14 protein-coding genes are annotated in these 20,598 nt (G+C 41.4%); all 14 read left to right on the forward strand.

Annotated elements, in window-relative coordinates:
- The coding region (locus LBQ60_13540) for a RagB/SusD family nutrient uptake outer membrane protein (protein ID MDR2038940.1) at positions 1–468 on the forward strand (468 nt) is incomplete at its 5' end.
- A 66-nt stretch (positions 469–534) separates the two neighbouring features.
- Positions 535–1,473 (forward strand): DUF4361 domain-containing protein, encoded by a 939-nt coding sequence (locus LBQ60_13545; protein MDR2038941.1) that lies wholly within the window; start codon positions 535–537, stop codon positions 1,471–1,473.
- A gap of 7 nt (positions 1,474–1,480) precedes the next feature.
- Complete coding sequence (locus LBQ60_13550; GenBank protein ID MDR2038942.1) at positions 1,481–2,572, forward strand: Ig-like domain-containing protein; 1,092 nt, start codon at positions 1,481–1,483, stop codon at positions 2,570–2,572.
- Between the two features lie 229 nt (positions 2,573–2,801).
- Positions 2,802–3,341 (forward strand): hypothetical protein, encoded by a 540-nt coding sequence (locus LBQ60_13555; GenBank protein MDR2038943.1) that lies wholly within the window; start codon positions 2,802–2,804, stop codon positions 3,339–3,341.
- 38 nt (positions 3,342–3,379) lie between these two features.
- A complete protein-coding gene (locus tag LBQ60_13560) occupies positions 3,380–5,341 on the forward strand; it encodes a glycoside hydrolase family 97 protein (protein ID MDR2038944.1) in 1,962 nt (653 codons plus the stop codon).
- A gap of 411 nt (positions 5,342–5,752) precedes the next feature.
- A complete protein-coding gene (locus LBQ60_13565; GenBank protein ID MDR2038945.1) occupies positions 5,753–8,497 on the forward strand; it encodes a heparinase II/III-family protein in 2,745 nt (914 codons plus the stop codon).
- A 345-nt stretch (positions 8,498–8,842) separates the two neighbouring features.
- Positions 8,843–10,468, forward strand: a complete 1,626-nt coding sequence (locus tag LBQ60_13570; protein MDR2038946.1) for an O-antigen ligase family protein — start codon at positions 8,843–8,845, stop codon at positions 10,466–10,468.
- 121 nt (positions 10,469–10,589) lie between these two features.
- Positions 10,590–11,411, forward strand: coding sequence for a hypothetical protein (locus LBQ60_13575; GenBank protein ID MDR2038947.1), 822 nt, complete (start codon positions 10,590–10,592; stop codon positions 11,409–11,411).
- A 213-nt stretch (positions 11,412–11,624) separates the two neighbouring features.
- Entirely contained in the window at positions 11,625–12,272 is a 648-nt protein-coding gene (locus tag LBQ60_13580; protein ID MDR2038948.1) for a hypothetical protein, read from the forward strand.
- A gap of 115 nt (positions 12,273–12,387) precedes the next feature.
- The gene (locus tag LBQ60_13585; protein ID MDR2038949.1) at positions 12,388–14,334 is read left to right on the forward strand and encodes a discoidin domain-containing protein; all 1,947 of its coding nucleotides are present in this window, start codon (positions 12,388–12,390) and stop codon (positions 14,332–14,334) included.
- Between the two features lie 47 nt (positions 14,335–14,381).
- Positions 14,382–16,235, forward strand: a complete 1,854-nt coding sequence (locus LBQ60_13590; GenBank protein ID MDR2038950.1) for a glycoside hydrolase family 97 protein — start codon at positions 14,382–14,384, stop codon at positions 16,233–16,235.
- Positions 16,236–16,884: 649 nt separating this feature from the next.
- On the forward strand, positions 16,885–18,057 hold the full coding sequence (locus LBQ60_13595; protein ID MDR2038951.1) for a glycoside hydrolase family 88 protein: 1,173 nt from the start codon (positions 16,885–16,887) through the stop codon (positions 18,055–18,057).
- A 35-nt stretch (positions 18,058–18,092) separates the two neighbouring features.
- On the forward strand, positions 18,093–18,407 hold the full coding sequence (gene rhaM / locus LBQ60_13600; GenBank protein MDR2038952.1) for an L-rhamnose mutarotase: 315 nt from the start codon (positions 18,093–18,095) through the stop codon (positions 18,405–18,407).
- Positions 18,408–18,459: 52 nt separating this feature from the next.
- On the forward strand, positions 18,460–20,595 hold the full coding sequence (locus LBQ60_13605; protein MDR2038953.1) for an alpha-galactosidase: 2,136 nt from the start codon (positions 18,460–18,462) through the stop codon (positions 20,593–20,595).
- Positions 20,596–20,598 lie beyond the last annotated feature (3 nt).

Below are 20,598 nucleotides of genomic sequence, written 5' to 3' on the forward strand. Positions count from 1 at the left end.
TATGCAGAAATTCTGCTCTCTTATGCCGAAGCATTGAATCAGTTGGGTAGTGAAAGTTTTACTATCGATGTGGATGGAGAATCGCAAACCTTTAGCCGGGATATTAACGAAATCAAATGGGCTTACAATCAGGTGCGTTACCGTGCCGGATTACCGGGCCTGACGGATGCCGATCTGGCTGATGCCAACGAGGTGTTGAAAAAGATCAAGCGGGAACGCATGGTGGAATTCCTGTTTGAGAACCGGCGTTATTTTGATGTACGCCGCTGGGGTGATTATGAAGCTTCGGAAGGCGAAACCATTATAGGGATGAATACGGCAGCCGGAAAGGATGCCTATTACCAGCGTGTTGTACCGGGAAGTTCCCGTATAGCCCGGCGGATTGTTGACAGGAAGATGATTTTCGTACCGATACCCAAAATAGAGATGAAACGTCTTCCGTCTTTTGATCAGAATCCCGGATGGTAAAAATGTTTAATGCTTGTTTCACATCTAATAATTGAAAATATGAAATGTCTAAAAATATGTATGGTCATGATCTTTGCGTTTGTACTACAAGCCTGTGATCGTGATGAAATCTTTGAGCGGGAACAATACAAGCATGTGGTCGCTCTGTTAAGTGAGGGCACTTCCAACATCTTTGCCGAGGAACATGACCCTGCTATGGCAAATGAAGAAGGCTATACGGGAGGTTATGTTGCCGCATCGTGCGGCGGCTCCCTGCCCACAAACGAACCTGTTGTACTCAGTCTTGCTGAGGATGCCGGCTTATTATCGGAATACAACAATAATAGTTTTGCAACGGAGGCATATAAATATGCCCTTTATCTTCCGGCAAACAGATATAAGATTGACAGCCATACCATTACCATACCGCAAGGCGAGCAGTATGGGCGGATGAAGATATGGTTGCGTGCCGGGGGATTGTCACCGGACTCTGTTTATTTCATTCCTTTCCGGGTGGAACAGAGCTCGGCGTATGAGTTGAATCCCGTTAAAAGTACGGTGTTGTACCGCGTATACCTGAAAAATTTCTGGGCTTCTGCAAAATCTGTTCCTGTTTATTCACACCGGGGTATCAAACAGGAAAAAGGTACAACCACTCTTGTTAATACTATGATGACCAAACAGATGTATCCTGTATCGGGTAATGAGGTGAGGATATTTGCCGGTAACAAGATCATCACCGAACTCACAGTGAATCTTATTGAAAAATGGGCGATACGACTTTCTGTGGATGCCGACGGTAATGTAACCATCCGTCCGTGGAGTGATTCTCACTTTGGAATTAAGGTAACCCAGGTAGACGGAGATCCTGAATACCCGAATGTTTTCAGACTTGTGGACGACGGGTATGGTAAAACCTTTAAGACCTTCCTGCTGTGTTACGATTATGTCGATTCTGATGACGGCGTCACCACCTACAGGATGAAAGAAGAGTTGAGAATTGAAAATATTGTAACTGTAAAATAAAACAGGCATGGAAAAAATTAAAAAAATATCGGATAATGTTGGCATTTTTCTCCTGGTTGCATTACTGGGTGTAACCTATGGATGTGTTGAATACGATAAACTCGATATTACAGAAAAACCCTATGTAGACAAAACTTCGGTGGTAATATACATAGGTGAAGGTGTTGGCGATCATAACCAGGCACAGTTAAAAAGCAGCCCGGAAGGCAAACAGTATACATGGACAAGCCTTGATCCGTCTGTTGCTACGGTTACCCAGACAGGGCTGGTAACAGCGGTAAGTGAAGGATTCGCCGTAATCTCCGTTACCTCTTCAAGTGACCAGACCAATGTAAATGTGTGGGTGCGGAACTGGATCCCGTTCGAGGACTTCACATTGGACAAACAACAGGTTGAGGTAAAAAGGTTGGATAAGGTTCAGATAGTGGCTACCCCTGTACCGCAAAATGCTTCTGAAGCAGATATACGGTGGACTTCTTCTGATCCTGCTGTAGCAACAGTGCTTGACAACGGATGGATCATGGGTAACGAGATAGGTAGCGCTATCATTACTGCCAGTGCCGCAGGCAAGGAATACCAGGTGGAAGTAGAGGTAGTACCGGCCATAGCGAGATTTACGATTAATGCCGCGAACATACCGGGATATACGGCAAGTAATGCCGGGACTATAGGGTACAGTTCCCAACATGGAGGGTACACCATTTTGAATCTGTTCGACGGAAATATCACTACATTCTGGCATACTAATTATAGTGCTCCAGCATCGGACTTTCCACATTGGTTCATTGTGGATCTGCGCCGTTCTGTGATCGTTACCGAAGTGATGTTACAACGCCGTCAGGGTAATTTCCCATCAGCTAATGGTTTCTACCTGTATACATGTCCGGATGTCACAGTCGACCAGAATGATCCTGTAAATGGTTACCCATGGGAAATGCAGGGAGATTATACATTTAATCCGGACATTAATGACGAACAACGGTATGTGATGCCAGATGCTCTAACGGCACGTTACATCAAGGTTTATTTTGATGTCAAGCACAAGGATGGAAGAAGTCCTTATGCTCAATTTGCCGAATTTGGAATATATGGGTATTAATCATTTGATACCGGATAAGTGAGTGTAAAAGTGTTCAACTAGAAACATACTGTGTTTTCCGGTAAACACAGTATGTTTTTTCAAAAATGCATTGTGCTTTTTTAAGAATGCAGTTTCCTTTTTTAAACGCTGTTTTTTATCCGATAATGATGTTTTTCAATTAATTATGAATAAGGTGAAATGTTTATTTATTCTTTAAAATGCGGTAGATAATATGAAAACCTTTGTCATGATTTTTTTTTCGGTCATGCTTTCTTATGTCGTTACAGGCCAACCATACCAGGACGATAGGGAATATAAGGCTAAAAACAACACATACAAATGCAGGTACAGTATTGCTAAATCCGATGGTCACCATTTTTATGAGTTTACCAATACCAGAAATGTATTGAAAAATACTAAGTCCGGACTTATCGGATATTCCCCGTTGCCTGTACTGGAGTCAAAGCGAAAGCTGATGGAATTGTTGTGTGAAGTATATGGTGGTAAAGAAAAAATACAAATGATGGGTTCCGAAGAAATTGATTTGTATTTTTATGTCGGTATGGATTCCAGAGTCAGGGAATTAAGGATCACCGTGTCGTCTGATACCGAAGTTCCCAAAACCACGATCTTTCAGGTGGAAACTATTGAAAACCTGATCAGGGAACGAATACGTTTCGTTTTTGACCGGAATAGCTTCTACTATCGCAATGCAATTTATCTCATCGGAGGCCCCATTGCTTTCACGATTTCCGAAATACCGGAATTATTGGAAAAGATATTATGAAAGTAAATATGAAATCTTAAACTTTTGAATTTTTAAACATGAAAAAAACGTTCGTTATCTTATTGTTGGCCATGTTCGGCATAACAGGCGTCAATGCTTCGGTTACCAAAATATTATCACCCGATGGGCAGTTGGAGTTACAGGTAATTGTCGAAAAAGGGGTATCTGTCCGGTTATTTTCGGAAAAAGCAGAAGTTTTCAGTATAGAGGATATACGCCTGGATACCGATAAAGGGATCATTCCCGCGGAAAATCCCAGGATCAGGAAAATCCGGAAAAACTCGGTCAACAACATCATCAAACCTGTCATCAAAGAAAAACGGGCGGAAATTCCCGAACAATACAACGAAACAACCATTGAGTTCAGGGACAACAGTAAATTGCAGTTCAGGTTGTATAACGATGGGTTGGCCTATCGTTTTATCCTTGACCTGCCCGGAACCATAAGGATAAACAGCGACCAAGCAGATTTTGTCTTTGACGGTAATGCTCTTATCACCTATCAGAAAGACAACAATAATCCGAACAGCGATTATGAAAAACCTTATATCACTACCGCAATTAACAGGATGGAAGCTAATGATATGGGAAATCTGCCGGCTTTGGTAAAGAACGGAGCAGGAAAATTTGTTCTTTTTCTGGAGGCCGGTAGCAAGGATTATCCCGTGATGTGGGTTAAAAAGACATCCGGAGGGTTATCGTCTCATTACTGGGGAGTCCCCAGCGGATACAACGATAAGGGTAATTCGTACGGCAGGAAACGTACTACAGGAAACAAGGATTATATAGCAGAAACAAAGGCTTCCCGCAATTTTCCATGGAAAGTATTTGCTTTCGCCGAAAAGGAAACCGATTTGTTGACCAACCAGCTGGTTTACCTGTTGGGCGAAGAATGTAAGATAGACGACACTTCATGGATCAAGCCGGGTTGGGTAACTTTTGACTGGTGGTCGCGCCGCGGGATCTACGGTGTGGATTTTAAAGCGGGAGTCAATACGGAAACGGCAAAATACATGGTCGATTTTGCCCATGAATTCGGTATCCGTTATTTCCTGTTCGACGACGGCTGGACCTATAAGGAAGATCTGACACAGGCCGTTCCGGGTCTGGATATTGCCGAGGTGGTGCGTTACGCCGGTTCGAAAAATGTGGATGTGATGCTTTGGGTAACTTATGCCTTGTTCGATGATCAGATGGAAAAGGCCCTGGAACAATTTCAGAAATGGGGTATTAAAGGCATTAAGATAGATTTTATCAACCGTTCGGATCAGGAAGCCGTAAACTTTTATTGGAAGGCTGCCGAAGAATGTGCCAGGTATAAAATGGCTATAGATATTCATGGGGCCTACCGTCCTGACGGGTTACGCCGCGCCTATCCGAATGTATTGACCAGGGAAGCGCTCATTGAATTTGAATATAATGGCGGGAGAGATTGGGATAATCCGGATCATCATTGTACCTTGCCGTTTATTCGTAATGTAGCCGGTCCTATGGATTATATACCCGGAACCATGAACAATGCGACCAAAAACGATTTCAGGATCAATGGGAATAAACCCATGGGACAGGGAACCCGCGCCCATGCAATCGCTATGGCTGTAATAGCCGAAAGCCCCATTCAAATGCTGTCTGATGCACAACCTTTATATTATAACAACAGGGAATGTACGGAATTTCTGTTGGATATACCCGTAGAATGGGATGAAATAGCCCCATTGGATGCGAAAATCGGTGATTATGTGGCGATTGCCCGGAGAAATGGTTCTGTTTGGTATGCGACAGCCATCACTGATTGGGATCCGAGAAAGATAAATATAAGTCTGGATTTCCTTGAAGCCGGAAAAGAATATACGATGGAATTCATCAGGGACGGTATCAATGCCAATGCAACGGCGGTCGATTACAGGAAAGAGATTAAAAGGGGAGTAAAAAAGGGGGATAGGATAGAGATAGATATGGCTTCCGGGGGAGGTTGGATTGCGAAAATTGAAGAAAAATAAACTCACTAAACCTTGTGATTGTAAATAATTAGATATGAAGAATATAATGATATTTCCCTACTTTTCTTCGTTACTTTTTACTCATGCATAAATTATTATCAATGGTATTACGTGAAGGCTTCGCCGTTGACGCCGCAAAAAGTAACCAAAAACGGCTTGACAATTTTAACTCACTCCGCCTATCGGCTTCGTTCAGACAGAACTTAGCGTTAGCGTTCTCACGCAACGAAGTAAGTAAAATCGTCGAGTATGGTAGGCTTCGCCTGTTAAACGGACTTCGTCCGCACCGTAATTGGCATTTATTGGTTCTAGGTTTAATTTTTGGTTTTATCAGATTTTAACCCTTGAACTTTTGAGCTTCAAACTTTGAATTCGGAACTTTGAACCTTGAATTTTGAATTTTTAAAAGTCATGAAAAACATTATTATTTTATTCAGTTTGATCCTCTTGTCCGGGAGTTGTAAAAAAGAGCCGGGACATCCGCGGATTTACATTACCAATGACAAAAAAGCCGCTTTTACGGAAAAATTGAATACTGCCGAATGGGCCAGGTCTTCTTATGAAGCCATCAAAGACGGCGTAGAAAAATATGTGGACCGCCATGTAACTGACCCCGAGTGGATCATTTCGCGTATGCAGATGTATTGGGACACCCACCATGAAAGGATTTATGTGATCGGGAACGAGTTTTCGCACGGTACAGGGCGGGCGCCGGTTCCTACCGTAAAATTCCAGGGCAATCGTGATTGGGCAACCGATTACGCCATGCCTTCATTGGAAGATACCCAACCTTATATGGATGAAAAGGGCATGTATGTCCGGAATACGAAAAAGGAGGGACAACCGTGGGAATGGGTGCATCCTTCGAAAACAGGACGGATGATCGGTCCGATGAATGATCGTATCATGGGGCTTGCTGCCGATGCCGCTTTCCTGTACTGGTATACGGGCGAAGAAAAATATGCGGTTTTTGCTTCGGATATTTTCATGACCTATATACGCGGCATGCACCATCGTCGTGAACCTTTTGCCCTGGAACAATACAATAACAGCCACCTGATGGGATTGGCCACTTTTGAAGTCATTCTCGATGCCATCATACCGAGCCTGGCTGTGTGTTACGATTTTCTCCATGCATACCTGGAAAAGAAAGGCGAAGATTTCGAAATGATCGCAAGTGTACTCAAACGTTTTGCCGATCAGGAGATCATGTATGGTGTTCCGGATAACAACTGGAACATCTTTCAGGCGCGTTTCATCACTTACCTTGCGCTTGCCCTGGAGAGTGATTCGCATTATAAAGACGGAAAAGGCCGGCAATATTATATCAACGAGATCATGAACCATACCACCATCCGTCAATTCGCCCTAAAGGAAGCAGTTGCTGATATTTTTGATCCGGAGACGGGTATGTGGCCCGAATCGGCGACCTATTCCATGGGGGTATGTAAAGATATGCTGGATATTATCTGTTTGATCGATAATGCCGAGAATAACCGTATGCTGGATACTTTTGCCATACTGAAAAAAGCAATCCCCGCTACGGCTGAATATCTTTTTCCTAACGGGCGGGTTACCGCATTCGGTGATGCCAAATATGTTCCTTTAAGCGCTCCGTCTTTCGAAATGCTGGTTTCCCTGTACCGGAAGTATGGTGATACCGGCAGGGAGAAAGAAGCGACACAGGTATTATATAAGCTGATGGACGACAAATTCTATAACCGTAAGAATAAATCCATGTTCTCTTTGTTTTTCTACGTGGATGAATTGATGGATATCCAGCCGGAGGAGGTCACATACGATCACCTTACCAGTAATATGTTTTATGCCCCGAATACGAGCTGGCTGATGCAGCGGAACGGAAAAGACAGGAAGAACGGGATGGCTTTTTCCCTGGTGGGATCTTTCGGCAACCATGCACAGGCAAACGGTGTTTCTCTGGAAATGTATGCCAAAGGATGGATGCTGGCGCCTGAAAGTTCGTTCGGAATAACATACAGCACACGCGACAATCAGGAATATTATGCACGGTTCCCGGCGCATAATACGGTTTGTGTCGACGGTATATCCGACTATCCCATGATGCGTAGTAACCATCCCTATGAACTGCTTTCCTGTTATCCGGAACATGGTGATAAGGATCCGATAACAGGAAATGTCACTTTTGCAAGGGTTGCATTCACCGAGCCGAAAACCAATGCAAAGCAGGAACGTCTGACCGGTATGATCCGTACGGATGAAACGACGAGTTACCTGGTGGATATTTTCCGTTCGGCACGCAAGGATAAAAAAGATAAGAAACACGAATATTTTTACCATAGCATCGGTCAGGATATCGATGTGATGAATGTTAACGGACAAAAAATTACCCTTTCGCCGACAAATGAGTTGTCTTCCGATCTGGGTGATATGAGAGGATATAATTATTTCGAAAATAAAAAGGCGGTTTCGTATGGACAGGACTTTTCGGCATGTTTCAACATCCGTCTTAAAGAACAGGATAATATTTTTGTGGATATGTGGATGAAAGGATATCCCGGCCGAACTGTTTTTACGGCAGAATCTCCCAAATCGAATGCTTTTGGCAGAGGCTCCGTTCCCGATGAATTATTAAATCAACCGCTGCCCACACTGATTGTCCGTCAGAACGGCGAAGCATGGGAGCGTCCCTTCGTATCCGTTTTTTATCCCTATACTTCGGGCGAAGAAAAATCAGTGAGATCCGTCGGCTACTTCGGTAATCAGAAAGACTTTACCGGAATAATTGTGAATTCCGGTAAAAGAACCGATTATGTTTTCAGCAGTACGGGCGAACAGCAAGCTGTTGTACACGGGGATATGCAATTTCAGGGTGATTATGCGGTAATTGGAGTGTCAGGACAGGAATCCCAACTCCTTTTTCTTGGAAACGGGAAACTTCTCCAAAAAGATAAATGGCGGATCAGAGCCGAATCTTCACCTGTAAACATATCCCTGTGTAAAGAAGGTGTTGTATGGAAAATAGATGCAAGCGGTGCGGTAGAAATAACGATTCCTCCGGATGTTCACCCTCAGGTTACGGACATGGCTGATGCCGGACGAAAAGTTGACATAAAGACCCAGCCGGATAGGACATCCGTAGTTAAATTGGAAAAAGGGAAATACCAGATAAAGTAGTATGATTACCGGATATGACTTTCAATGGTTTCCGATTATAAATACCACATATAGTTTCAATTTTTGGAAAAAGCCATGTGATACATGTTTTTCAAAAAATGATACATTCCTATCGTCTATTATGCTTTTATCTTTGTACTCTATATTGTATAGGAATAGAACTTTTTAGAAAAACATATAATAGTTTAATAATGTCTTGTGCGCATTATTTTATGAGATAGCTAAGTAAGAATGTTGAGGAATAAATTATATATTATTATTGTATTATTGAGTTTATTCTGTGTGTGTACGTTATTCGTCACATCCCGAAATTTTGTAAATCCGCAAATTCCAAAATGGTTTGGGTTGATTTTTTCTTCGACTCTGGCCGGAATAGTGTGGATATTGAGCGGGCGAAAAGTTTGTGTCCGGATAAACGTTTTCTGGTATTTATTGCTGCTGTCTGGCACGATTGTTTTTATGCGTTATTACTTTACACACGGATATGATCCGCAATTGTTTGTTGACATGATCTGTTTGTTCCTGTTGTTTTTTGTTTTGATGCAAATATCTGGAAACATTCCGTTACGGGTTGTTGCATGGGTTTTTCTTTGCTTTGCCGTTACATTGTCTCTTCATGGCGTTCTTCAGTATTTAGGGAGGCTCCCTTCTGAAAACACGAACTTCAAAGTAACTGGAAGTTTCGATAACCCGACAGGTTTTGCGTCTGCTTTAGCTTTTATGATACCATACGGTCTGTATTTGTTGCATAACACTTCACGACCTGTAAAATATTTGCCGGTTATAATGTTTGTTATTGTATCAGCAGGTATTTTATTGTCAGGCTCCCGGGCCGCAGCAATAGCGTGTATTGTTGTTGCCGTATGTTATGTTTGCAGTCGGTATTCGGGTATAAAATTTCGCAAATGGATGCCTGCTACAATAGCTGTTTTGTTTATAGCATCTGTAACTGTGCTTTATTTCATGAAAAAGGATTCGGCCGATGGCCGGTTACTGATCTGGCAATGCACCTGGAATATGATAAAGGATCGTCCCATTACAGGACACGGACAGGGTGCATTCCAAGCAAAATATATGTTGTATCAGGCTGATTATTTTGAAACGCAGCCCAATAGCAGGTATGCTTCATTATCCGATAATGTGCTGCATCCTTTTAGCGAATATCTTTTGATATTGTCGGAATACGGTATTGCGGGGTTGTGTATATTGGTTTTACAGATAGGCTTGTTAGTACGAAATTATCTTTACTTGCCCGGTTTTGCAAAATACACTGCCTGCTTGAGTCTTGTGAGTATTGCCATTGTATCGTGTTTTTCATATCCGTTCCATTATCCTTTCACATGGTTTATTACTTTCCTGAACATAGCAGTAGTATGTACCGGAATAGAAAAGAAAACCATGCCATTAAAGGCTACGTGGGTATTAAGGCTGGGTATCATGTTTATTTCCGGGGTCCTTTTATATGTAAGTTTACCGTTAATTACTGCGGAAATCTTATGGAAAAGGATAGCTCGGGCGTCATTGGCAGGGATAACCAGAGAAATGTTGCCGCAATATAACCGTCTGTACAAACATTTGGGTAAAAATGGACTGTTTCTTTACAATCATGCCGCCGAACTTAATTATGTAGAAAAATATGAAGAAAGCCTTCGGGTGTTCGAAAAATGTACGGAATATTATAATGATATGGATGTACAAATGCTGATGGCTGATAATTACGAAGTACTGGAACTATACGATAAAGCGGAACAGCATCTGAAATTTGCTGCCAATATGTGTCCGAACAGGTTTATGCCGTTGTATGAGTTAGTTAAACTATATGATAAAACTGGGCATAAAGAGGAGGCTTTGATCTTAGCCCGGCATATTGCAGGCAAGGAGATAAAAGTCTTCTCTCCTACCGTTATGGCAATAAAAAATGAAATGCAAAAACTTATACAACAATCAAATAATATGCCTATGGAAAGATGAAATACATTTTAGCGGGAAGAAAGACATGCAAACGCTTTCAAGGATTTTGAAACAATATCACCCGTGCTGTCAAATGTTTTATCGGTTTGTAAAATTATTTTCACATAAAAGTTTGAATGCCATGCAAAGTAAATATTTTAAAAAAATAAGTATCATATCAATAGTTGTAATAACATTAGTAGCAAGTTTTATTATAACGGGATGCCAAAGAGAAGAAGATGAACCGTTAGATGATATAATTCTCAACTCATCTGAATTGGAAGAGTATATAATAGCCGGAGCTGATTTAAAGCAGTCATTGGCTATTTTCACCGAAGAATTGAATAAAATTGATTTTTCAGCATTGGAGGTTACTTATGATGTAGAAGGGAGAAAAGTGATGTACTTACCTATGTCTGTTAGTTCTATCAGTATAGAAGCGAAACTCCAGACGTTTAATGAAACAAAAGAAGCATTGCGCAAGAAATTTCCACATTTTTCTTCTTTGAGGGAAGATATGCATGAAAAATATTTTCAGCAGTGTGTTAAAAGTTCTGTAAATATAAGTAGCAAATTTTTGGAATTAGGGATTAATATTACTCAGCCAAAACTTAAAAATGGCACGGAAGGAATTACTTATTGGGGCAGTTGGACTGATGTGATGTATGAATTATTGATGTGGGTACAAAATCCCAACTATGTGGAAATGGTCATTATGACATTTGCTGACGGAAAATTAATAACATATATTAACCCTAAAAATACTACAAATAAAGCCCACGTATCAATAGGTACCCAAAATGGTTATCATTATTTCGAAGGATATCAAAGTAGTCCACTGACTTCATTTACTCATACTCACAGAGATAGTGCAGACCCGGGGACAGCAGATAATACTTTCAAGGAAACTTATCCAAATATGAGTCATTCCATTTACTATCAAGAAGGGTTCTATTATTATTAGAAAACAATAACAAAAGCCTGAATTGTGAAAAGAGTGTTTATAGTCTTTTTCCTTTGGAATTATTTTATACCATTTGCATTTTCTCAAAATGTTGATCATATTTCTGGGGATAATTATCTTGGTGGACATTTCCTCAAGAGGGTGGAATATAATTTGATTTCACGAGGATTTGGATCATTTCCAAGCATTTATAATCTAAAAAGTAAAAATGATGTGGAAAAACTGTTTTTCGGGGATTTCAATGCTCCGGTTGAATTTTTTTATAATCCTTCTTCTGAAGTAGAACCTTGTATACCCTCGGGTTGTCGTATTGTGAGGGATTCATTGAATATATCCTGTATTCTTGAAGTCAAATACATTACGAATTATAGAGAGGCAAGTAAAGAAGCCTATGAAAAGGCCAAAGAAAACCGCAACCGTCACCTGATAGATCTTCCGGCAAAAGTTTTAGATTCTTTACCAAGAGACGTTTTTAACCGGATATGGGATTACAACAGTAAACAAACTGTAAGCATGTATTATGAAAAGTCGATTCGTTTTAATGTAGATATCCGCTCTTTTCCTGTTAGCGATCAGTTTGCGGAGAAATTATACAAAAAAATGGTTTCGTTCATCTGCAATTTTAAGGCAAAAGGAGTTCCTCCAACTATTCTTGATGGCTATTTAGTAACATTTCGTACAGTTGTCGAGGATGAAGTTTGGTCATTAAATATTCATATACCTCAAGGGAATGCCCTTAAAATGGCTGATCTTTGCCGGGAAATCATAACAGATGCTAAAGCTGATAAACTGAATGAACAAAAGTATATGACCATACTAGATACTTTAGATTCTTATGAGGGGATCAGTAATAAACAATAGTAAAATATGAAAATTAAAACCTAATATGTCAAGATTTATCCGACTTCTTGTTGAAAGGAGGAATCAAATAAAAAAGAAAAATAGAAATATAATGTCATGACTTGATCATGTGTTTATGATGAAAAAAGATCGTTTTATTGTATCAGTAGTGATTGTGTTGCTGATAGCGTCCGGTTGTTTTATATGGTATTGTCATCAATTAACCGGGTATTATTCTCCTGAAATTACGGAAATATTAAAATTGGCGGGTAGTAATCGTTCCGAACTGGAAAAAGTTTTAAAACATTACGACCAAAACCCGGCCGACAGTTTAAAACTTCGTGCTGCTGAGTTCTTGATCATAAATATGCCTGGCAAATATTCCGAATATTATGATGCACCATGGAATGATGTAGCTACTGTACATTTGCGTTGGACCAGTTCTTCGGACAAGCAATTAGTGCTGGATACATACCGGATAGGTAAGCCGGTGAGACAAGACGATGTTACGCATATCACGGCAGAATACCTGATCAATAATATTGAACTGGCCTTTAAGGTGTGGCAGGAACAATCCTGGGGGAAGAACGTCCCATTCAATGTTTTTTGCGAGGAGATCCTGCCCTACCGCGTAAGTACCGAGCCGATCGAAAACTGGCGGGAGAAGGTGCTTGCCAGTTTTGCCGACCTGTATAAGTCTTTAATAAAAGATACGACTGTTACAGCCGTAGAGGCTTGCAGCCGGTTGAACGATCTTTTGCCCCGTTTCAGGCTTGATAAGGATTTTCCTCCTATGAGTTATTCGCAATTAATGGCATCGACAAGGGGCTCATGTGACAGGTCGTCGGTTTTAGCCGTTTTTGCCATGCGCGGATTGGGTATTCCTGTTATTTGGGATTTTACTCCTCGTTGGCCCAGCAAGGCGACCGGACATTCGTGGAATGGTGTAAGAAACAGTTGTGGTGTTCATATCTCTTTTATGGGGACAGAATCAAACCCCGGAAAAGAGCATCAGGGAGCATATATTCTTAAAAGCAAGGTTTACCGCTATGTTTATACCCGCCAGCAGCATATAATGGCTGATGAAATAAATATTCCGCCGTTATTGCGAGATATCAATAGCCTAGTAGATGTAACAGCCGAATATGAGCCATGTGCTGATATACGTGTTCCCGTTCAGGATAATCAGATAAGCAAAACAAGGTATGCATTTCTAGCCATTCCTTTCGAAATGGGCTGGGATCCGGTTGCTTGGGGTAATGTGGATACCAGCCACATTCAATTTCTATCCGTAGGAAAAAACAGTTTTTACCTGCCGGTTTATTATCACAATGGAAGTCAAACTCCGGCTTCATATCCTTTCAGAATAAACGAAGCTGGAGAATGTCGTTATTTTCGTCCCGATTCATTACAAATGGTATCGTTGACATGTATTGCCCCACCGGACAACCGGTGGGTATCCAGAATGAAAGGCGGTATGTTTGAAGTTGCAAACCGGAGCGATTTTTCGGATGCAAGGTTGATACATACGGTAAAAACAATACCTGATCCTTATTATCATGTTGTTTCTGTCAATCTATTGTCCACGTACCGATATGTCCGTTATGTTTCTCCTATTGATGGTCATTGTAATGTTTCCATATTGGAGTTTTATGATGAGAACAACGAAAAACTTAAGGGTAGATTTATCGGAGAAGCGCCCAAATGGCTTAACCCATTATTGACCAACGATAAAGCGTTTGACGGAGATGTGGATACTTTCTGTGATGCGGTAGCTGATCCTTCGTGGACGGGATTGGATTTAGGAGAACCTAAACAGATTGTCAAAATTCGTTATCTGCCCCGTACGGATGGTAATTGTATTTATGAAGGACATGTTTATGAATTGTTTTTTTGGAACGGAGACGAGTGGCATTCTTTAGGGCGTAAAACAGCAGACAGTCATATCTTACAATACGAGGTTCCTGACAATGCCCTATTAACGATTAAAAACATTACAAAAGGCAAAATGTATGCAATGCCTTTTTATATAGAAGATGATATTCAAAAGTGGTTTAAATCAACAACTATGGAATTAAAATAATATAATGATAAATTGGTGTGAAATATTTAATAATAAAATCAATAAAGATGAATAGAATATTTATTTTCTTTTTCTTTTTCCATATGTTTTGTATCTCCTACTATACGGTGGCACAAAATAAAAAGTTATATTCTCCGAGTGGAAAACTGAGTTTCGAAATTCGCGAAGTCCAACCGCAAGGAGAATTGGAGTACGAAATTAAGTATAACGATCTACCTGTCATCCTTCCTTCACAGCTAGGTATCAGTAAATGGGAAAAGGATTTGGAAATAGATACTATTGAAGATATGACGGTTAATGTCGTATGGAAGCCTGTATACGGCGAACGTGCCGAAGTAAAAGACCATTATAATCAAAAAATATACATTTTCAAAGCAGATACCTTTGGTAGGCGACTTGATATCATTGTACGAGCTTATGACGAAGGGGTTGCTTTTCGTTACCAGTACGCAGGTAATAATTACCTGAGGATAACCTCGGAGAAAACCACCTTTTGTGTTCCACAGAATACCTATTGCTGGTTTGCCCCATATGCCCAGGCATTCCACAAACGCCTTCCCGTGAAGGACTGGCCCGGAGAGGCCGAACGGCCGCTTACCCTGCAATATTCCGATGGGTTTTATGCTGCTTTGGGCGAAGCCGAAATGGTGAATTACAGCCGGATGAAATTTTTTGTAGATAAAGACGAAGAGAACATTATCCGTTGTAAGATGTATGATCCTGTTGAGGAGATCGCTCCGTTTGCTTCCCCCTGGCGGGTGGTGATGGTTGCCGACCGGCCCGGGGAATTATTGGAAAACAACGACATTTATCTTAACCTCAGTAAAGAATGCGAAATAAGCAACCCAACATGGATCAAGCCGGGGAAAGTAATGAGGGTGACCCGTTTGAATACCGAAGCAAGTAAAGAAATGGTGGATCTTGCGGTCAAACGCAAACTCGACTATATCCATTTCGATGCCGGATGGTATGGTCCTGAATCTTCGAAGGACTCCGATCCCCGGAAGCCGATCGCTTCATTGGACCTTCTCGAGGTAATACGTTACGCCCGTTCGAAAAACATCGGGGTATGGTTGTATGTCAACCAACGTGCACTTACGGAATACATGGACGAAATATTGCCTTTATATAAATCGTGGGGTGTTGCCGGGATTAAATTCGGCTTTGTACAGGTAGGGTCATTCAGGTGGACGACATGGTTGCATGAGGCAGTCGCCAAATGTGCAGATTACAACCTGATGGTCGATATACACGACGAATACCGTCCTACCGGGTTCAGCCGCACCTATCCCAATCTGCTCACACAGGAAGGTGTCCGCGGTAACGAAGAATTCCCCGACGGGGTGAACAACACCACCTTGCCTTTTACCCGTTACATTGCCGGTGCTGCCGATGCCACTGTCTGTTATTACCACCGCAAGGAACTGAAACCAAACCTGGCGCAAAGCCTTAATGCCCGGTCGTTGTTGAACACAGTCTGCCACCAGATTGCTTTATCGGTGATCAACTATAGTCCGTTACAGTACCTATACTGGTATGATACACCGGCAGATTTCGGAGATGAGCCCGAACTGGTCTTCTTCGATGAATTGTATGCCGTCTGGGACGACACCAAAGTGCTGGAAGGCAGTATAGGCGAATACATAAGCATGGCACGCCGCAAAGGGAATAAATGGTTCGTAGGAAGCATTACCAATAACGATCCTCGGAAATTTGAATTCTCTTTTGATTTCCTCGATCCCGATAAAAAATATGAGTTGAGGTTATTTACCGACGGCGGCGAAAAAATAAAAACGCGGACACATGTCGCCATAGAAACCAAAAGTGTGACCTATAAAAGCAAATTAAAACTGGATCTATTACCGCGTGGAGGTTGCGCTATGATCATTGAAGAAAAGTAATACCGGAATAAATCGCGCATATAAAGAGTCTGGTCCGAAAAATATACATACAACCATGTAAATCATTAAAGAAATGAGCTATAAAAAAGTTATTATCTGGATTTTTATTTGTGCGGTTTTTTATTTCCTTCTCAATAAAGGTGTTGTAAATGTAATCCTGTATACGATAGTTACACTCTCTTTGTCTTTATATTTTTTCCCGGTAAGACCTGTTTTGGAAATACGCAAACAAAAAGACGGCAAACCCCGGGCGGTCGGATTTATCCTCACATCGAATTTGCTGTTATCCGTTGTTTTGGTTTTTACGGTAATTCGGGTATATATGCCTGAAAACGAATTGATTTCAACGGTATCTTCTTTGGTTTATCTTTTTAATGGGCTTTTTGCATTTTATAATTTTTTTATTAGGGATGACATGGATGCAGCCTTCCTGCATTTTATGATAAGTTTATGTTACATCCGGTATTAGGTAGCGTCATGCTATCGGGAATACCGGAGTTCCCGATTAAAAAGTCCTGAAGAGATAACTTGACGGACATGGGTCTGACTTTTCAGTTTATCCGGGTTCAGGTACAATCGTCCCTTTGTCTATCCATCCGTTAAACAGAGGACTTTGAAAGTAGTTAATTTTCATATAAATAGATTAAAAATGACAAATAAGATTTTTGCATTACTGCTTGTTGTTATAGCTGTTTTCTCCTGCACAACAAAATTCGATACCGGCAGGGAATTGGATTATTGCGTGGCGCAGGTGGAAAAAGCCATACCACAATTAAAGGAAGACAATAAAATTCCACATAATATTTTTAAAGACAGTGAATCAAAAGATTGGAACTGTACCTCAATTTATGATTGGAAGAGCGGTTTCTGGCCGGGTGTACTTTGGTATACTTACGAATACAGCCACGACGAAGGAATTAAAAAGCAGGCGGAACGTTTTTCCAAGGCGCTTTATCCGATAGCCGACCGTAGGCCGCGGAACCACGACCTTGGATTCCAGATTTATTGTAGCCTGGGTAACGGCTACCGAATAACGAAAAATCCGGAATACAAGGAAATCATGCTGCGTGTGGCAGATTCGCTGGCTACATTATACAATCCTGTTGTCGGGACGATCAGTTCCTGGCCGCATATGAAGCAATGGCCGCATAACACCATTGTAGACAATATGATGAACCTCGAATTGCTTTTCTGGGCGGCGAAAAACGGAGGTGGTAAAGAATTGTATGATATTGCATACCGCCATGCCGAAGTAACCATGCAGAACCAGTTTCGCGAAGATTTCAGCACATATCATGTCATCGTATATGACACCATCACGGGAAAAAAGATACAGGGAGTAACCCATCAGGGTTATGCCGATGAAACCATGTGGGCGCGGGGACAGGCATGGGCGGTTTACGGCTTTACCATGGCATACAGGGAAACCAAAAATAAAGAGTTTCTTGAAACGGCCGTTAAAGCTGCAGATATGTTTCTTAAGCATCTTCCCGATGATTATGTCCCATTCTGGGATTTTCATGCCCCGGATATTCCTAATGAGCCGAAAGATGCTTCGGCATCTGCTATTGTAGCTTCTGCATTACTCGAATTACAGGGATATGTAGAGCCGTCCAAAGCAACATCCTATAAAGATGAGGCTGTAAAGATGCTGACTTCATTATCATCGGAGGCATATCAAAGCAGGGATGTAAATAATGCATTCCTGTTGCATTCCACAGGTCATAAACCTAATGGATCGGAAGTCGACGCTTCGATCATCTATGCCGATTATTACTATATAGAAGCATTGATGAGGTTGAAGAGGATGCAGGAAATGTAAAAAAATCAAAATTAAACATAGAGTTTTTTATCCCGGTGAAAAGAGTAGCGTTTAAAATGAAATTGAAGCCCGGTTTCAGGGAAGAGTATATCAAACGACATAATGAGGTATGGCCGGATATTGTCGACCTGATTAAAAAGTCTGGTATCAGCGATTATTCAATTTTCCTCGACGAAGAAACCAACATTCTTTTCGGAATACAGGAAGTCGAAGGGGGGATGTCTTCTCAGGATTTGGGCGCCGCCGAAATCCAGCAAAAATGGTGGAATTATATGAGTGATATTATGGAAGTAAATCCCGATAATTCACCGGTGACGATACATCTGGAAGAAGTTTTTTATATGGCATAGAGATCGTCGGCATGCTGCCTATACTCATAAAATGATAGATAAATCCAATAAAATGAAAATACAGATCATCACATTATTATCGCTGATATTGACTGTTTCTGCATACGGGCAGATAAGCGTCGGCGAAAGCGGGAAAGAATGGAGCATCACAACCGATGCATCCGTTTATCAGGTAAAAGTATCCCCGGCTGGAGATGTTCAGGCTGTTTATTACGGAAATAAACTACAGTCCGGAAACGTACAGGGAAATATGGGGGCCGAAATCCCGGTACGTGGCGGGTACGTATCCGCAGTACCCCTGTTGGAAGTCGTTTTCCCTGATGGGGTGAGGGATGTGGAGTTGGAATATGTTTCGTATGAAATATCGGATGTAGAAGGTTTCAAGACCTTGAAAATTATCCAGAAAGATAAATTTTATCCCCTCACGGTTTATTCTTATATCCGTGTGTTGCCCGGGTATGACCTCATTGAAAAATGGGTGGAGATTGTCAATACAGCGAAGAAGGGAATCATAAAAGTCGAGAACCTGCAGTCGGGAAGTGTTTTTCTACCTGAGAATTCTTATGAATTGACCCATTTTTCAGGAGTTTGGGGTAATGAATTCCGGCCTAATGTGGCTAAATTAACCCAGGGTACGAAAACTATCCAGGTGAAAGATTTCAAATCGTATGGTTCTTCTACATTTTTTGTCCGTCCCGAAGGGGAAAGCGATCCGCAGTCGGGTGAAGTATGGTTCGGATCTTTGCAATACAGCGGTAACTGGCGTGTCGATTTTGAAAAATCCTTTAAAGGAAATGTTCAGGTTATTGGAGGAATAAATTTCTGGGATCAGGAGATATATCTGAAACCGGGAAAATCCATCACTGCGCCGCGAATGGTGTTCGGGTATTCCAATACAGGAACGGATAATGTGACGTTAAAACTGACTTCCTATATCCGGGAACAGTTATTACCGGAAAAACACAGGGAGTTGATAAGACCCGTACTTTACAACAGCTGGTATGCCACCACTTTTAATGTGAATGAAGAACACCAGCTGGCCCTGGCAAAAGTAGCAAAAGAGATCGGCGTCGAAATGTTTGTTATCGATGACGGTTGGTTCAAAGGAAGGGTGAATTCCAATGCCGGATTGGGCGACTGGACCGTTGATAAGAATAAATTTCCCAACGGGTTAAAGCCTATGATCGATAAAATCAATGCTATGGGGCTTGATTTCGGTATCTGGATCGAACCGGAAATGGTAAATCCCAATAGCGATTTGTACAGGGCGCATCCCGACTGGGTTTTTCATTTCCCGAACCGTAAGCGCCATGAAGGACGCAATCAATTGCTATTGAACCTTGCACGGGAAGATGTGTATCAATACCTGTATCAATGTTTTTCGGAATTGCTGAAAGAAAACAATATCAAATTTATCAAGTGGGACATGAATAAATCACTGACCGATCCCGGTTTTATGTCGGCGCCATCCGACGAACAACGGGCGGTAAGGATCAAATATGTGGAAAACCTCAATCGTCTGGTAAATACTTTGCGAAAGGAATTTCCCGATGTCTGGTTTGAAAATTGCTCCAGCGGCGGCGGAAGGGTTGACCTTGGGATGGCCCGGCTTTTTGACTTCAACTGGGCAAGCGATAATACCGATCCTGTTGAACGGATATTCATACAGGATGCATATTTGTCTATATTCCCCGCTAATACCATGATATCATGGGTTACCCACGAGGACAAGCACAGGCAGAAACCTTCCCTGGAATACAAATTTGATGTTTGTATGGCAGGAATCCTGGGAGTAGGAGAGGATATAACCAAATGGAATGATGAACAGAAAACGGTTGCCAGGAATAAAATCGCTCAATACAAGGAAATACGCGAGACGGTACAGAAAGGCGATGTATATAGGATTGTTTCACCTTACCATGAAAACCGGAGTATTTTACAGTATGTATCCCGTGATAAGAAAACCGCAACGGTTTTTTGTTATCATTTAGCCGAATATCCGAAAAATGCCGTTCCGGAAACAGAAAAAACAACATTGGTAAAGCTGAAAGGCTTATTACCGGATGCGAAGTACACAATAGAAGGGATAAAAAGCCCATATACTGGGAAATACCTGATGGATGTGGGAATCACTTTTCCATTAAGGGGTACGTATAAAAGTCAGATATATAAAATTATATCTTTGTAAAAA

It is taken from the genome of Bacteroidales bacterium, assembly GCA_031275285.1.
Taxonomy (GTDB): domain Bacteria; phylum Bacteroidota; class Bacteroidia; order Bacteroidales; family UBA4181; genus JAIRLS01.

Coding starts and splice junctions, on each gene's coding strand:
- LBQ60_13545 (MDR2038941.1), top strand. CDS start 535: ATGATCTTTGCGTTTGTACTACAAGCCTGTGATCGTGATGAAATCTTT.
- LBQ60_13550 (MDR2038942.1), top strand. CDS start 1,481: ATGGAAAAAATTAAAAAAATATCGGATAATGTTGGCATTTTTCTCCTG.
- LBQ60_13555 (MDR2038943.1), top strand. CDS start 2,802: ATGATTTTTTTTTCGGTCATGCTTTCTTATGTCGTTACAGGCCAACCA.
- LBQ60_13560 (MDR2038944.1), top strand. CDS start 3,380: ATGAAAAAAACGTTCGTTATCTTATTGTTGGCCATGTTCGGCATAACA.
- LBQ60_13565 (MDR2038945.1), top strand. CDS start 5,753: ATGAAAAACATTATTATTTTATTCAGTTTGATCCTCTTGTCCGGGAGT.
- LBQ60_13575 (MDR2038947.1), top strand. CDS start 10,590: ATGCAAAGTAAATATTTTAAAAAAATAAGTATCATATCAATAGTTGTA.
- LBQ60_13585 (MDR2038949.1), top strand. CDS start 12,388: ATGATGAAAAAAGATCGTTTTATTGTATCAGTAGTGATTGTGTTGCTG.
- LBQ60_13590 (MDR2038950.1), top strand. CDS start 14,382: ATGAATAGAATATTTATTTTCTTTTTCTTTTTCCATATGTTTTGTATC.
- LBQ60_13595 (MDR2038951.1), top strand. CDS start 16,885: ATGACAAATAAGATTTTTGCATTACTGCTTGTTGTTATAGCTGTTTTC.
- LBQ60_13605 (MDR2038953.1), top strand. CDS start 18,460: ATGAAAATACAGATCATCACATTATTATCGCTGATATTGACTGTTTCT.